Consider the following 14,128-nt stretch of genomic DNA (forward strand, 5'->3'; position numbering starts at 1 on the left):
TACTCGAAAATTTTGCCATAAATCGGTATCATAAGCGGATTGATTTTATTGGTTAAGGAAAATAAACATGATCGTGGTAACAGGCGGCGCTGGATTTATTGGTAGTAATATTGTTAAAGGTTTAAACGACCAAGGATATAAAAACATCTTGGTTGTTGATGATTTAACTGATGGCACAAAATTTGCCAATTTGACTGATTTAGATATTGCTGATTATATGGATAAAGATGAATTTATTACAGCCATTATCAGTCATGAAGATCTTGATATTGATGTCATATTTCACCAAGGTGCTTGTTCATCAACCACTGAATGGAATGGCAAGTTTATGATGGAAAATAACTACGACTATTCCAAAGATTTATTGCATTACTGCTTAGACTTCAACATTCCATTTTTGTATGCTTCATCTGCCGCCACTTATGGCGGGCGCAGTGATAACTTTATTGAAGATCGCGCTTATGAAAAACCATTAAATGTCTATGGGTATTCTAAATTCTTGTTTGATCAGTATGTAAGAGGTCTATTACCACAAGCTAACTCGCCAGTTTGCGGATTCCGTTATTTTAATGTCTATGGACCTCGCGAATCACATAAAGGCAGTATGGCCAGTGTCGCATTTCATTTAAATGAACAAATTAATAAAGGCGAAAAACCGAAACTATTTACTGGTAGCGATAATTTTAAACGTGACTTTATTTACGTCAGTGATGTGGTTGAGGTCAATTTATGGTTTTGGAAAAATAAAATCTCGGGGATTTATAACTGTGGAACAGGCCGAGCAGAATCATTCCAAGCTGTTGCCGATGCAGTGCTTAATTACCATAAAAAAGATGAAATTGATTATGTTCCTTTTCCTGAACACCTAAAAGGACGCTATCAAAGCTATACGCAGGCTGACTTAACTAAATTTAGGCAGACAAAATGCCCAATCGAGTTTAAAACTGTTGCAGAAGGCACCGCAGAATATATGAAATGGCTCAATGAGCAATAAAAAGGATCTGATTAAATGAAAACACTCATTATCGGCCCTTCATGGGTTGGCGATATGATGATGTCGCAAAGCCTATATCGTACATTAAAACAACTTGATCCCAGTAACGAAATTGATGTGCTTGCACCAGCTTGGTGCTCTGCACTATTAAATAGAATGCCAGAGGTGAATCAAGCAATTACAATGCCATTGGGTCATGGTGAGTTTGCTTTAACAAAACGTCGTGAGATAGCTAAATCACTGCGAAATAATCATTATGATCAGGCCATTGTATTGCCTAATTCATTCAAGTCAGCATTGATACCTTTTTTTGCAAAAATTCCTAAACGCACTGGTTGGAAAGGCGAAATGCGCTATGGAATATTAAACGACTTACGTAAACTTGATAAACAAGCTTTTCCATTAATGGTTGAACGCTATATTGCGCTTGCTTATCCTAAAGATCAAATTCATTCAGCTTCCGATTTACCTCATCCGCTATTGTGGCCAAAGCTCAATGTCAAGCAGGATGAAATAACTCAAGTTCTATCAACCTTTTCAATAACTCAAGAAGAGCCTTTAATTGGTTTTTGCCCTGGTGCTGAATTTGGACCTGCCAAACGTTGGCCTGATTATCATTACGCTACACTTGCCGATATGCTTGTTAAACAGCATGCCAAAATTATTATTTTTGGTTCAGCAAATGATAAAAATGTAGGTGAACAAATTATGGCAAAAATGACCTATGCAAATAAATGCATTAATTTGGCTGGTCAAACTCAATTAGAACAAGCCGTTAGTTTAATTGCAGCTTGTAAAGCAATTGTGACTAACGATTCTGGATTAATGCATGTGGCAGCTGCGTTAAATAAACCATTGGTGGCTCTTTATGGGCCAAGTAGCCCTGATTTTACTCCGCCGCTATCAGATAAGGCAGAAATTATCCGTTTAATGACTGGATACCATCGTGTTCGTAGAGGTGATACCGAGCAAGGTTATCATCAAAGTTTAATTGATATTAAGCCAGATAGTGTTTTTGAAACATTAATGAATCTTATTATGCGTTGTCAAAAGAGTAATGAATAATGCGTGCATTAATTGTTAAAACATCTTCAATGGGTGATGTACTACATACATTACCAGCTTTGACCGATGCAGCCAATAGCTTATCTAACATCACATTTGATTGGGTAGTTGAAGAAAATTTTACTCAAATACCTAGCTGGCATTTTGCCGTCGATAGAGTAATTCCTGTTGCGATAAGACGTTGGCGAAAAAATTGGTTTGCTAAAAATGTTCGTCAAGAACGCCATAAATTTATCCAAACACTTAGCCAGCAAGAATATGATTGTATAATTGATGCACAAGGGTTAATTAAGAGTGCTTTTTTAATCACACGCAAAGCACGTGGTATTAAACATGGTTTAGATCGAAAAAGCATAAAAGAACCTATTGCAAGTTGGTTTTATGATGTAAAACACCGCATACCGAAACAAATGCATGCTATTGAGCGCATTAGATTGTTGTTTGCACAAAGCCTACAATACAAACAGCCTGACTCAATTGGTGATTATGCAATTGCTCAACATTTTTTATCTTCATTACCAGATGATAATCAGCAATACTTGATTTTTTTACACGCAACAACGCGAGATGAAAAGCATTGGAGTGAAGAAGCCTGGCGAAATTTGATCAAACTGATTGAACCAACAGGCTTAAAAATAAAATTACCTTGGGGAGCGCCACATGAGCAAGCGCGAGCAATCCGGCTAGCTCAAGGATTTAAACACGTCGAAGTACTCCCCAAACTATCACTTTCCGACATAGCAACCATTATTGCTGGGGCAAAAGCAGTGGTTTCAGTAGACACCGGATTAAGCCATCTAACCGCAGCATTAGATCGCCCAAATATCACTTTATTTGGTGAAACTGATCCAAAGTTGATTGGTGGTTATGGAAAAAACCAATTTAGCATTATCTCAAACGAAAAAATGATGCAAACTATTCAAGCCGAGCAAGTTTACCAACAATTGGCTAATTTTTTATAACGGCACCTCAAGGAGCGAATTTAATGAAAAAATATAGCGATCTTATTTATGAAAAATACGCACAAATTGGCAGTAATGATCTCGGTTATATTGAAGATGCCTTAGGTGCTGTCATGCAAGTGTTAAATGAAGTTGTGCTTAACGACCTTGTACCACAAGAACTAAAAGATAAAGCTGCTTATGCAGCAGCTAATTTATTGATTAGTGACTTTGATGTTAAATAGCAGTTGGTAAATTGATAATAAAGCGTGTCGATTGCTCGTCAGATTCGGCAGAAATCGTACCTTTATGCGTTTCAATAATAGATTTAACTATCGCAAGCCCTATTCCAGTGCCCGCGCTATCATTTCCGTTACGATGGCGTGATTCCTCAACGCGATAAAATCGGTCAAAAAGATGTGGCAAATGCTTACTGTCAATTTTTTTACCTGGGTTAGAAATAACAATTTGCACACGTTTTTCATTCACTTGCTTTAATGTTATGCTTATTACCTGATTTTCTGGAGTATAACGAATAGCATTAGATAAAATATTACTGATTGCTCGTCCCAACATCATTTTATCACCTTGAATATGAGAACAGTTACCATCAAGGTTGAAAGTGATATTTTTCTCGTCAGTCAGTGGCTCAAAATACTCACACATTAATGTGATCATATTATGTAAATCAATATCAATTAAATTAGGCACCAATTGGCGATTATCTGCTTGAGCCAAAAACAGCATATCGGAAATCATCTGTGACATTTTTTCATATTCTTCCAAATTAGAGTATAAAATCTCACGATATTCATCTGTCGTTCTAGCATTATTGAGCACAATTTGCGTTTGAGTAGTTAGATTAGTAATTGGAGTTCGCATTTCATGGGCAATATCTGCTGTAAAATTGCGTTGCCGATGAAACACATCCTCCATACGATTAAGCATATCATTAAATGCTTTGACCAAACTCACGTATTTAATTGGCACTAAAGAAGTGGGTATGCGGTAATTCAAACTTTTAAGGTTAATTTTTTCAATCTTTTTAATCAATCGATTAATCGGTTTTTGGGTAAAATAGATACTAATAAAAGAACCAATTAATACCAAAATACAAGCAATACCAATAAGTAAACCTAAACCGTCACGTAAACGTCGAATGAATTCAATCTGTAGATCACGGCCAATAGCAACGATTGTGGTATAGTGCTTGCCATTTTCAATGGCAACATATGAGGCCGCAACTCGATATGATGATTTGTCTTGATTCCAAATATCTGTCCCGTGATTTTCAACAATGTTATCAAAATCAATTTGAGTTTTAGCAAAAGCCAGATTGGGTCCACGGGTTCGGTAAACTATTTTTCCCTGCTCATCAATAATATAAACAAATAACCGATGGTGCCCTGTCAAAATTAATAACAAATTTTGAATAAACTCATCACGGTTCTCGTCGGGAGAATAATAAACAAGCTCACGCTCAATAGAGTCAATAACCGAATTAAGTTCGGACACATTTTGCTGAATTGAAAGTTTTTCAAAAGAACGTTCAATTAGAAAGCTGAAGCAATAAAGTAAACCACACGTTATTAAACAAACAATAAGAGGCAAACGCAATGAGATTAACTTATTCGGGTTCATCCAAGACATCTAACTTATACCCCATTCCGCGGACTGTATGAATTAATTTAGGCTCAAAATCGGCATCAATTTTATTACGTAAGCGTCGAATTGCGACATCAATGACATTGGTATCACTATCAAAGTTCATATCCCAAACTTGAGAGGCGATTAGGGAACGTGGTAATACTTCACCTGGGTAACGTAAAAAATACTCTAATAATAAAAACTCTTTATTGGTTAAATCAATGCGCTTATCACCACGTGTTACCGTGCGCTTAGGAAGATCCATGACTAGGTCAGCAATACTCAATTGAGAATTATTAACCTGTGGGACATTACGTCTAAGCAAGGATTTAACCCGAGCCAGTAATTCAGCAAACGAAAAAGGTTTGACCAAATAATCATCTGCACCTAAGTTAAGACCTTTTACTTTATCCTCAACACTGCCCATAGCAGTGAGCAACATAATTTGGGTATCTTTGCCAGCCTCACGCAGTGACTGAACAATTTTCCAACCCACAATGTCAGGTAACATGACATCTAAAATAATTAAATCGTAATCTTCTGTCATCGCTCTATGATAACCATCAAGACCATTGTTTGTTAGATCAACAACAAATCCAGATTCAACTAAACCTTGACGAAGATACTCACCTGTTTTTTGCTCATCTTCAACTACTAACAATTTCATATCTGAATACTTCCTTTGTTGTTTGCCTGGTTGTCGAAATTGCATAATACTGCTATAGAATAAATGATAAACATTAAATCAATCATGATATATTAATGACCATTTTGTAATGTTTATGTCACCAATCAGTTGGTTTGTCTTTGCTATAGTAGCTACACAATGATTCATGAGGCTAGACATTATTGTTTCATTGTTTTATTTCCTTTCATCCATTCCTTGCAATTTAATGCAGCCCTAGTTTATCTAGGGTTTTTTTTTATCTAATTTAGCGCAAGTCTGTATATATACTGAAAACAATAATTAGTCACACATAAACTGGGCTTATTGTAGCAAAAATATCCTGTTTTGAATATCAGATCCTTTTACTTTTTACACAATACTATGCCTGTTTCGATATGATCGGTATAAGGAAATTGATCAAACATCGCAAAATGTTGAATTGAATGCGTTTTACTCAATAACTGCAAATTGTCGCGCAATGTATTTGGATTACACGAAATATAAATAATAGTTTTATAGGATTGCAATATATCAATAGTATTTAAATCCAATCCTGCACGAGGCGGGTCAACCAGTACCGTATCACACTGATAATCATCTAAATGAATTCCTTTTAAACGATTAAACTCACGCTCTTTTTTTATTGCGCTGGTAAACTCTTCAGCCGACAATCGGACAATCGTAAGGTTATCAATATGATTAATGGCAATATTATGCTGAGCAGAATAAACTGACGCTTTAGCAATTTCAGTAGCCAATACTTTTCGAAAGTTTTGTGCCAGTGCAATTGAAAAGTTACCATTACCACAATAAAACTCTAGTAAATCACCCGACAAATTTTTAGTGACTGATACAGCCCACTGTAACATCTTAATGTTCACCGCCGCATTAGGTTGAGTAAAACTATTTTCAACTTGACGATAAGTAAACGTTTTACCCATTATGGGTAAAATCTCATCAACATAATCGACATCAATTGCAATTTTTTGATTGCTAGCGCGCCCGACAATACTCGCATTTACGCCTTGTTTAGCTAATTGCATTTTTAATTTTTTTGCTTCAATTATCCATTCATCATTTAACTTTTTATGATATAAAAGCGTAATTAATAACTGACCACTTAAGGTTGAAAAATAATCGATTTGAAACAATAAATGCCGAAGTAGATGATTATGCTGTAATAAAGGCAAAATAGTTTGCATCGCTTGATTAATTAATTTAGTCGCAATAGGAAATTCATCCACGCGTACCCGTTTTTTTGTCTTTTTATCATACATAATATGATAAAGCTCCTCACCATGATGCCAGATTCTAAACTCAGCTCGCATTCGATAATGGCTAATGGGCGATGAATAGACTGTTAATTCGGGAAGAGAAAAGTCTGATAATAATGTTTTTAAAATATCTACTTTCCGTTCTAATTGCTTATTATAGTTATCAATCGAAAAACATTCAGTCATAGTTATTATCTGATGGTTATTATAGAAATATTAATTAATAGGAAATTTTGAACCAACTTGTATTAAGGTACAAATTGATTAAGCGTTAAACCGCAACGGAATAGCCTAATCGCCATTTTACATGCTGTAATAATTTATCTAATCTTACCATAAACACTCAAAGATGATAAGTTTTGCTTAAATAAATCGTTAAGTTTTTAGTCATACAAGTTAACATTTTCTTCAAGATAACTTATCTGTAAGCAAATAACGTATAAAGAACGAATAATAATCCATCACACTTTTATTGATTGTAGTTATAGTAATTGCCGTTATAATGTGTCTTATAATTTTAGATGAAAAGATCATTATGACAGTACACACTTTTTCTGATTTAGAGCTAGATGATATATTAATTCACAATCTTCAAACGCAGGATATAAACACCCCGACAGCAATCCAAGCACAAACGATTCCTGTTGCTCTAGATGGCAAAGATATTTTAGGCTCAGCACCAACTGGTACGGGTAAAACACTCGCTTTTTTAATTCCTGCTGTACAACATTTATTAGATTTCCCTCGTCGTAAATCTGGGCCACCACGCATTTTGATATTAACACCAACGCGTGAACTCGCCATGCAAATTGCCGAGCAAGCCAAATTATTAACCGAATCGACACCGCTAAGCATCGCAACCATCACTGGTGGGGTTGCTTATATGAATCACGCTGAAGTATTTAGCAAAAATCAAGATATTGTTATTGCAACAACAGGTCGATTATTACAGTATATAAAAGAAGAAAATTTTGATTGCCGAGCAGTTGAGATGCTGATTTTAGATGAAGCAGACCGCATGCTCGATATGGGTTTTTCACAAGATGTCGAAACCATATCAGCCGAGACTCGCTGGCGTAAACAAACGTTACTATTTTCAGCGACACTTGAAGGAGAAGGGTTACATAATTTTGCTAGCCGTATTTTAAATGCACCAATCGAAATCAATGCTGATCCATCACGCAAAGAACGTAAAAAGATTTTACAATTTTATTATCGTGCTGACGACCTATCTCATAAAGTGGCACTACTTACTCACTTACTAAAACAACAAGAATTAAAAAAAACGATTGTATTTGTCCGTAAACGTGAACGTGTGCACGAATTAGTAAGCCTGCTACATCAAGCTGGCATCCATAGTTGCTATTTAGAAGGCGAAATGGTGCAAGCGAAACGTAACGAAGCAATAAAAAGAATGAGTAACAACACGGTCAATGTGCTTGTTGCAACCGATGTCGCAGCACGTGGAATCGATATTGACAATATCACCCATGTTATTAATTTTGATGCGCCAAAAACGGCCGATGTTTATTTACACCGTATTGGTCGCACTGCACGTGCAGGTAAAAAAGGTACGGCAATTATGCTAATTGAAGCTCATGATAACGAATTACTACAAAAAATTGAGCGCTATATCCAAGAACCAATAAAGCTAAGAACCATTGATGAATTGCGACCAAAAACAAAAGCCCCAAAGCCAGCAACAAAGAAAAAACCTTCGCAAAAAGCAAAATTAAAAAGTGCTCGCAAAAAAGAAGATACCAAGAAGAAAAAGATAAAACAGCGTCATCGAGATACCAAAAATAAAGGTAAACCTAAAAAATTAATAAATAATACCGAACAATAATCAACAGTTAATAGCTTAAACTTATGATACCGATTGTTTATAACAACTTGGACAATCGATTTTAGTTGCTATAATGCTTCACGATATGATTTACATTTAATTAGCAAGGAGAAACACTATGACATTAGTCACTCGCAAAGCCCCAGATTTTACATCAGCAGCAGTTTTAGGATCTGGAGAAATTGTTAACAATTTCAATTTATCACAACATATTCATGGTAAATATGCTGTGGTTTTTTTCTGGCCAATGGACTTTACTTTTGTTTGTCCATCAGAGATCATCGCATTTGATCACCGCCTAGAAGAATTCAAAAAGCGAGGAGTTGAAGTTATTGGTGTTTCAATGGACTCTGAATACGTACATAACGCTTGGCGAAACACACCTCGAGACAATGGTGGTATTGGTGAGGTAAAATTCCCGATTATTGCAGATATCAAACACGAAATTATGCAAGCATATGGTGTTGAACATCCTGAAGCCGGTGTGGCATTACGCGCATCATTCTTTATTGATAAATCAGGTATTGTACGCCATGAAACGATTAACGATTTACCAATTGGTCGTAATATCGACGAAATGATTCGTATTGTTGATGCGTTCCAATTCCATGAAGAGCATGGAGAAGTTTGCCCTGCACAATGGACAAAAGGTAAAAAAGGCATGCAAGCAAACCCGAAAGGCGTTGCAAGTTTCTTAAAAGAGCATGCTAACGAAATTTAATTTAATTTAATTTCATTTCTTTTTTTATTCAACCTTACATTATATTTTACCGGAGTTTATCTCCGGTTTTTTTGTCAGTATAATCAAAACTGATTATAAAGTAGCATGTAAACCAACAACACCAATAATAATAATGCTCAAACCAAATAATCGAGAAAAGTTTTTAGGCTCATTGAACAATAACATATTAGCTAACACTGCCCCCGATGTGCCAAGACCAACCCAAACAGGATACACAATACTCAATTCAAGATAATGGAGAGAAAAGTAAAAAAGCATAAAAGACACAGAAAATCCTCCCCAATATAAAACAAGCCTAAACAGACTTTTTTGCTCTGCATATAACTTAAGACCAATCGCTCCAAGAACTTCAAAAACAGTTGCAATTAATATCAATAGCCATCCCATGATTAAATTTGTCCTTTATTGTAATATTAACTATCCGCACGTTTAAGTTGTACAACACCAATAATGATAAGTGCCACAAAAAAAAGTTGAATTAATTTAATTTCTTTGTCAAAAAGCAACATGTCAATCACTGTCGCACCAACTGCACCAACGCCTGAAAATATGGCATACACTGTACCTGTGGGTATTGTTTTACAAGCATTGGTTAAAAAAGTAAAATCGACAACAATTAGCAACACAATGATACCCCACTGCCATAGCTCGGTTGCGATGCTAAACCCTAAAATCCAACATAACTCAAAAAAGCAAGTCAGCACTACAAATGCCCACTCTTTATTCACGCTTAACATAGCTACCTCGTTTTGCTACTTTATTTTTTGTCATAACCTATTTTATATAGCACTTGATAATGATCTATCGTCGATAAACAACGACAAAATAAAAGATGGTTCGCAAACAGAACATTTGCCACCAAAAGAGCTTAATTACTGTATGTTTTTAACTATTAAGTCAAAAAAACGAATAAGTCAAAGCAACTAATCTTCATGATACCTTACTATAAGTTTTATTATTATTTTTCAATAAGGTAGATAATTCTATAATGAAGAATCATCAATAGCAAGAGCAAACTTTTATAATTCAATGTATTACAATTTATATAAGTTAGCCTGCCTATTCCATATCATACCATATCGTATGCTTTTAGAAAGATATAAAAGAAATAGATAAATTGATAGAAAAAAATAAAAATAATTATACTTTTTTAATTTAATTTTAAATCAGTATAGAATAATAAGGTGTTGTTTTTAAACCGTTTTTATTATAAATCTAAAGTAGGCGTTATCATACTTGTTTAGTATCGCTATTTATAGGACAGTTAAGTTGGTTAAGCATAGGAAAAGGAAAGTAATTAGTCAAAATACTATGGGCTGTTAAAAAATAACTATTGCCATCAAGAAGATAAATAATTGGCCAACCACCCTTGGGAGCGGGTGGATTAGGTGCATAAATAGTAATTTTATAATCACTATGAGAGCTTGAATAAAAAACCTCTGTTTTAGAATTAGTTACAATCACATTCATCGATTTTGTTGATTCAGCTTGACAACCAGTAAGTGTTAAAAGTGCCATAAGATAAATAAAAATAGAACGTAGCATAAATTATCCAGATGTAAGCAAAATTTTTCTTCTTATAAAATAAGCGAACAAATCACGCTTTTCAAGCCAAATCGATAAAAAGACTAACTTCACTAACCCGATAAAAACATTAAGTTATAAACCTAAAAAATATTTCAGATAGCAGCTTTATCAATAGGGTTTCGATACAAAAAAATAAGTTAGACTTTTTAACGTTAAATATGATGAGTATAAATAACTCCGCCGAACAATTTCATCGGCGGAACAATTGTTAGCTCAAGCGTTGAGAGTGTTACGATACTCAACTATATCTTCAATGGTTACAACGGGCATATGGTATTGTTTGGCAAACTTTACCACTTCAGGTGCTCTTGCCATTGTGCCATCATCATTTGTTAACTCACACAGGACTGCAGCAGGTTTTAAACCCGCTAATGTCACTAAATCAATTGATGCTTCGGTATGACCTCGGCGAACCAATACCCCCCCTTCTTTAGCAACTAATGGAAAGACATGCCCGGGGTGATTAAGATCGCTAGGTTTAGCGTTATCATTAACCGCAGCTTTAATGGTCGTAACGCGGTCGGCAGCTGATACCCCCGTTGTTACACCATCGGCAGCTTCAATCGAAATAGTAAACGCAGTATTATTTTTACTGGTATTATTGGCCACCATCATAGGCAATTCCAATTCTTCGCAACGTTTTGGCGGTAAACATAAGCAAACAATGCCACTACCATAACGAATAGTAATAGCCATTTGTTCGGGAGTGATTGACTCAGCAGCCCAAATAATATCGCCTTCGTTTTCACGATCTTCATCATCTAAAACTAGCACACCTTGACCGGCTTGAATTGATGCAATGGCCTTTTTGACTCGTTCGATTGGAGTTCCAAACTCATTCAGATTAAACTGATTCATGGTAAATACCTATATTTTTAATTTGCTCATTTCATTATTTACTTAATTAAATTTGAATCATTATTGATGCATCAAATTAATTAAGTACAAATAAATAAAATACCAGAATCAGGGCTGTGCTTGACCAGTATGACTTTGCCTTTCAGCAAACATGAGAAAGATAAGCAACTCTCTTTTATCCAGACTTTAACTGTCGGCTTTGGAATTTCACCAAATCTGCTTGACCTTAATATATTTAGATGGTTTGTTATTAATAAAAATAAACAGACCATTAAAATCTAAAATATTAAGCGCTCGTGGGCTATACCACCGGTGGGGAATTACGCCCCGCCCTGAGAATTTAGCCAAATAAATTGACCATTCACACTATAATACAAAATGATGGAAAAAACACGGAGATTTTAAAACGTAATATTGCCGCAATATGCGGCAATATTGAGATAAGAGGCAGGATTTAGTGCTTATGTGTTTCTTGAATGCGACGTCGCTCAGACTGACGCATCCATAACCACGAAATAAAACCGATAATCCCGACAATGAGTAATATAATTGTGGCTAAAGCGTTGACTTGTGGATCGACCCCTAAACGTACTTTTGAAAATATTAATTTAGGTAATGTCATTGCGCCTGGCCCTGTTACAAAATTAGCAATTACGACATCATCAAGTGATAAGGTAAATGCAAGTAACCAGCCAGAAACTAATGCCGGTGCAATCATTGGTAATGTAATAACAAAAAAGACTTTCAATGGGTTAGCACCTAAATCTAAAGCCGCTTCTTCAATAGATTTATCAAGTTCACGAAGCCTTGCACTAATGACTACCGTAACATAGGCAGTGCAGAAAGTCGCATGTGCCATCCAAATAGTTATTGCACCTCGATCTTTTGGCCACCCCAAGACCTGCCCCATGCCCACAAACAATAATAACAATGCCAAACCAGTAATAACATCAGGCATAACTAACGGCGCTGTTGTCATAAATGAGAACAAATTAGACCCACGGAATCGCCTAAAACGGATAATTGCATAAGCGGCTAATGTGCCGAGCACAACAGCAAAAGTAGCAGCGCATGCAGCAATAGATAGACTTAATCCGACAGCTTTAAGTAGTGTTTCATTGTGAATTAGCTCAAAATACCATTTGACTGAAAAATCCGCCCAAACTGTTACTAGCCGAGAACTGTTAAACGAATAAACAATCAAAATGATCATGGGGATATATAAAAACGAAAAGACAACTAAAAAGATAAGCCCCTTCAAGCATCGAAAAAACAGCGCTATAGTAACTAAAGCCGTAAGTATAAAACTAAAAGTAATACAGCCGTAATAAAAGCCACTTTGCCCCAAAAGCGCTAATCCCGATGATGAAATCAAAATACTCAATAAAATTGCACCCAGCAAAGAGGAGATAAATACAATCAGGGCGGATCGTGTAATAACAGGTAAATTGTTCATCTATTTACCCCCCATTTGTCGATTTTGGAATTTATTAAAATAGTAAATTGGTACAATTAATATCATCAACATCACACTTGCAACGGCTGAAGCTGCTGGCCAGTCATGATTGTTAAAGAACTCGGTCCAAAGCTGGGTACCAATCATAATGCCTTCAGAAGGCCCTAATAATTCAGGGATCACATATTCACCTACAGCAGGAATAAACACCAACATTCCCCCAGCAATAACACCATTTTTGGTCAAAGGCACAATAATTTTAAAAAACGTTTTAATTGGTTTACAACCTAAGTCTAGTGCCGCTTCAATTAATGTCGAATCGACCTTACTTAACGATGTATAAATTGGCAATACCACAAAGGGTAAATACGAATAAACAATACCAATATATACCGCAAAATAGGTTTTCATAATAATCAATGGCTGATCAATGATGCCTAACCACATCAAAAAGTGATTTAACAGTCCATTAGGGTTCAAAATACCAATCCATGCGTAAACACGAATTAAAAACGATGTCCACGAAGGTAAAATAATCAATAATAGTAAAATGTTACGGGTTGACTGTTTACATTGTGAAATCGCCCATGCCAATGGATAGCCAATCAAAATACACAGTATGGTTGAAATGGCTGCAATTTTAAGTGATTGCAAATAGGAATCGATGTAAATAGTATCGCTAATTAGGTTTAAATAGTTGCCAAAATTTAGCGCAATATTAAGCATACCATCATCATAACTGAGTAAATCAGTATAAGGTGGTACAGCCAAAGCCATTTCTGAAAAGCTGATTCTAAATACAATTAAAAATGGCAATAAAAATAGTAGCAACATCCATAAGTAAGGAATGGCAATGACCACTAATCTACCATATAACGTCATCAAATCTGAATCGCTATGCTGTTGGCGCATTTTTTTATAAGCAAAATAAATTACTACAAACCCAACAGGAATAAACGCTATGCTACCAGCAATTATTAGCCGATAGGCGAATTTAGATGGCTTGTAATTAACTAAATATAAACCTAAACATGACAGCAAAAAACTCAAT

The 14,128-nt window shown here is 35.5% G+C and carries 14 protein-coding genes, 1 pseudogene and 1 riboswitch; of the genes and pseudogenes, 6 read left to right on the forward strand and 9 right to left on the reverse strand.

The genetic code is table 11. The annotated features are described in order from the left end of the window. Nucleotides 1-67: 67 nt before the first annotated feature. The 4 genes from rfaD to A9G47_RS11765 are packed head-to-tail and all read left to right on the forward strand — an operon-like array spanning nt 68 to nt 3,245. Nucleotides 68-994 carry an ADP-glyceromanno-heptose 6-epimerase gene (rfaD, locus tag A9G47_RS11750; protein WP_065567262.1) on the forward strand — a complete coding sequence of 309 codons (927 nt, stop codon included), beginning with the start codon at nt 68-70 and terminating at the stop codon, nt 992-994. A 15-nt stretch (nt 995-1,009) separates the two neighbouring features. Beyond that, nucleotides 1,010-2,059 carry an ADP-heptose--LPS heptosyltransferase RfaF gene (rfaF, locus tag A9G47_RS11755; protein WP_065567261.1) on the forward strand — a complete coding sequence of 350 codons (1,050 nt, stop codon included), beginning with the start codon at nt 1,010-1,012 and terminating at the stop codon, nt 2,057-2,059. Next, nucleotides 2,059-3,021, forward strand: a complete 963-nt coding sequence (gene rfaC / locus A9G47_RS11760) for a lipopolysaccharide heptosyltransferase RfaC (RefSeq protein ID WP_065642964.1) — start codon at nt 2,059-2,061, stop codon at nt 3,019-3,021. The genes rfaF and rfaC overlap by 1 nt, the downstream gene beginning before the upstream one ends. Nucleotides 3,022-3,044: 23 nt before the next feature. Beyond that, entirely contained in the window at nt 3,045-3,245 is a 201-nt protein-coding gene (locus tag A9G47_RS11765; protein ID WP_065580077.1) for a YaeP family protein, read from the forward strand. Here A9G47_RS11765 and A9G47_RS11770 read toward each other — a convergent pair. The 3 genes from A9G47_RS11770 to trmA all read right to left on the reverse strand — a co-directional run bounded on the left by A9G47_RS11770 (nt 3,238) and on the right by trmA (nt 6,774). Then, the gene (locus tag A9G47_RS11770) at nt 3,238-4,650 is read right to left on the reverse strand and encodes a heavy metal sensor histidine kinase (RefSeq protein WP_065642965.1); all 1,413 of its coding nucleotides are present in this window, start codon (nt 4,648-4,650) and stop codon (nt 3,238-3,240) included. The two genes, A9G47_RS11765 and A9G47_RS11770, sit on opposite strands and share 8 nt — an antisense overlap. Further along, a complete protein-coding gene (locus A9G47_RS11775; protein WP_065567284.1) occupies nt 4,628-5,314 on the reverse strand; it encodes a heavy metal response regulator transcription factor in 687 nt (228 codons plus the stop codon). Before A9G47_RS11775 ends, A9G47_RS11770 begins: the two co-directional genes overlap by 23 nt. Before the next feature lie 362 nt (nt 5,315-5,676). Further along, on the reverse strand, nt 5,677-6,774 hold the full coding sequence (trmA, locus tag A9G47_RS11780) for a tRNA (uridine(54)-C5)-methyltransferase TrmA (protein ID WP_065642966.1): 1,098 nt from the start codon (nt 6,772-6,774) through the stop codon (nt 5,677-5,679). Between the two features lie 349 nt (nt 6,775-7,123). Between trmA and srmB the strand changes: the two genes are divergently transcribed. Both srmB and A9G47_RS11790 read left to right on the forward strand, forming a co-directional pair. Next, nucleotides 7,124-8,434, forward strand: a complete 1,311-nt coding sequence (gene srmB, locus A9G47_RS11785) for an ATP-dependent RNA helicase SrmB (RefSeq protein ID WP_065642967.1) — start codon at nt 7,124-7,126, stop codon at nt 8,432-8,434. A 118-nt stretch (nt 8,435-8,552) separates the two neighbouring features. Then, nucleotides 8,553-9,155 (forward strand): peroxiredoxin C, encoded by a 603-nt coding sequence (locus A9G47_RS11790; RefSeq protein ID WP_065567255.1) that lies wholly within the window; start codon nt 8,553-8,555, stop codon nt 9,153-9,155. 93 nt (nt 9,156-9,248) lie between these two features. On the opposite strand, the gene A9G47_RS11795 is transcribed toward A9G47_RS11790, so the two are convergent. From A9G47_RS11795 to potH, 6 genes and pseudogenes are all read right to left on the reverse strand, one after another. Next, nucleotides 9,249-9,563, reverse strand: a complete 315-nt coding sequence (locus A9G47_RS11795; protein ID WP_065567254.1) for a DMT family transporter — start codon at nt 9,561-9,563, stop codon at nt 9,249-9,251. Nucleotides 9,564-9,589: 26 nt separating this feature from the next. Next, nucleotides 9,590-9,913, reverse strand: a complete 324-nt coding sequence (locus A9G47_RS11800) for a DMT family transporter (RefSeq protein WP_218057105.1) — start codon at nt 9,911-9,913, stop codon at nt 9,590-9,592. A gap of 493 nt (nt 9,914-10,406) precedes the next feature. Then, nucleotides 10,407-10,721 carry a hypothetical protein gene (locus A9G47_RS11805; RefSeq protein ID WP_065642968.1) on the reverse strand — a complete coding sequence of 105 codons (315 nt, stop codon included), beginning with the start codon at nt 10,719-10,721 and terminating at the stop codon, nt 10,407-10,409. 255 nt (nt 10,722-10,976) lie between these two features. After that, nucleotides 10,977-11,621, reverse strand: a complete 645-nt coding sequence (gene ribB, locus A9G47_RS11810; RefSeq protein ID WP_065567252.1) for a 3,4-dihydroxy-2-butanone-4-phosphate synthase — start codon at nt 11,619-11,621, stop codon at nt 10,977-10,979. 163 nt (nt 11,622-11,784) lie between these two features. Then, a riboswitch (FMN riboswitch) is annotated at nt 11,785-11,965 on the reverse strand. A 110-nt stretch (nt 11,966-12,075) separates the two neighbouring features. Further along, on the reverse strand, nt 12,076-12,834 hold the full coding sequence (locus A9G47_RS11815; protein ID WP_081295587.1) for an ABC transporter permease subunit: 759 nt from the start codon (nt 12,832-12,834) through the stop codon (nt 12,076-12,078). A gap of 243 nt (nt 12,835-13,077) precedes the next feature. After that, nucleotides 13,078-13,950 (reverse strand): annotated as a pseudogene (potH, locus tag A9G47_RS11820) (putrescine ABC transporter permease PotH); the annotation flags it as partial. Between the last annotated feature and the right edge of the window lie 178 nt (nt 13,951-14,128).

It is taken from the genome of Gilliamella sp. WF3-4, from assembly GCF_001690275.1.
Lineage (GTDB): Bacteria > Pseudomonadota > Gammaproteobacteria > Enterobacterales > Orbaceae > Gilliamella > Gilliamella apicola_C.

Bases quoted from the DNA above. Each gene is read 5' to 3' on its own strand.
- srmB (WP_065642967.1), top strand. From the start codon at position 7,124: ATGACAGTACACACTTTTTCTGATTTAGAGCTAGATGATATATTAATT.
- A9G47_RS11775 (WP_065567284.1), bottom strand. From the start codon at position 5,314: ATGAAATTGTTAGTAGTTGAAGATGAGCAAAAAACAGGTGAGTATCTT.
- A9G47_RS11805 (WP_065642968.1), bottom strand. From the start codon at position 10,721: ATGCTACGTTCTATTTTTATTTATCTTATGGCACTTTTAACACTTACT.
- rfaF (WP_065567261.1), top strand. From the start codon at position 1,010: ATGAAAACACTCATTATCGGCCCTTCATGGGTTGGCGATATGATGATG.
- A9G47_RS11815 (WP_081295587.1), bottom strand. From the start codon at position 12,834: ATGATCATTTTGATTGTTTATTCGTTTAACAGTTCTCGGCTAGTAACA.
- rfaC (WP_065642964.1), top strand. From the start codon at position 2,059: ATGCGTGCATTAATTGTTAAAACATCTTCAATGGGTGATGTACTACAT.
- A9G47_RS11790 (WP_065567255.1), top strand. From the start codon at position 8,553: ATGACATTAGTCACTCGCAAAGCCCCAGATTTTACATCAGCAGCAGTT.
- A9G47_RS11795 (WP_065567254.1), bottom strand. From the start codon at position 9,563: ATGGGATGGCTATTGATATTAATTGCAACTGTTTTTGAAGTTCTTGGA.
- A9G47_RS11800 (WP_218057105.1), bottom strand. From the start codon at position 9,913: ATGTTAAGCGTGAATAAAGAGTGGGCATTTGTAGTGCTGACTTGCTTT.
- A9G47_RS11765 (WP_065580077.1), top strand. From the start codon at position 3,045: ATGAAAAAATATAGCGATCTTATTTATGAAAAATACGCACAAATTGGC.
- rfaD (WP_065567262.1), top strand. From the start codon at position 68: ATGATCGTGGTAACAGGCGGCGCTGGATTTATTGGTAGTAATATTGTT.
- ribB (WP_065567252.1), bottom strand. From the start codon at position 11,621: ATGAATCAGTTTAATCTGAATGAGTTTGGAACTCCAATCGAACGAGTC.
- trmA (WP_065642966.1), bottom strand. From the start codon at position 6,774: ATGACTGAATGTTTTTCGATTGATAACTATAATAAGCAATTAGAACGG.
- A9G47_RS11770 (WP_065642965.1), bottom strand. From the start codon at position 4,650: ATGTCTTGGATGAACCCGAATAAGTTAATCTCATTGCGTTTGCCTCTT.